At 42.2% G+C, this 706-nt stretch carries 1 protein-coding gene; it reads right to left on the reverse strand.

The genetic code is table 11. The annotated features are described in order from the left end of the window. On the reverse strand, nucleotides 1-706 hold a 706-nt coding region (locus U1T56_RS24205; protein WP_418162048.1), incomplete at both ends, for a tape measure protein.

Below are 706 nucleotides of genomic sequence, written 5' to 3' on the forward strand. Positions count from 1 at the left end.
ATGATCGTTAGGATTTGCCGGAATAAAAAGTTGATAAAGGATAAAATCGTTGGTCCGATCGATTGCCATGCTTGAAGAACTGTATTAAAAAAGTTTTTCAAGCTATCAAAAAACGGCTGGATTTTTGGAATTAAAGATTGAAACGTGGATTGAAAATCAGATTTGATTTGATTTAAAAAATTTTTGACGGTTCCGTTCATTTGTGTGAATTGAGTCACAAAGTCTGCGGAAAAGATGGTTTTTAGCATTCCTGTCCATCCGCCTTGCTCGAATGCAGTTTGAAGTTGATTAACGGCGGGAATGGCTTTTTCTAAAATGGATTTGGAAAACTCGAATGCCGGCTTTGCGATCGTTCCGGCAAGCATGTTAAGGTTATCCTTTAAGGTGGACATCATGCCCGAGAATGTTTTTGATTGTTTATCCATCGCACCGCTAAACCGTTCTCCCAATCCATCAACAAGCAACGGAACGACATCTTTTGCTAATAGTTTCCCTTCCGATGTCATTTCCATGAGTTCCGCCGTCGATTTCCCCATTTTTTTCGAGAGGATATCCCATACCGGAAGACCGGCTTCGGCTAATTGCTGCATTTCTTCGGCGGATAGTTTTCCTTTTGCTTGAATTTGCCCGATCGCCCGAGCGACGCTTTCTAATGTTTGATCGTTTCCGCCAATAGCGGCAACGGCATCGCCGAGCTTCTTCATAT

The sequence above is a fragment of the Benzoatithermus flavus genome (assembly GCF_037908215.1).
GTDB classification, from domain to species: domain Bacteria; phylum Pseudomonadota; class Alphaproteobacteria; order Geminicoccales; family Geminicoccaceae; genus Benzoatithermus; species Benzoatithermus flavus.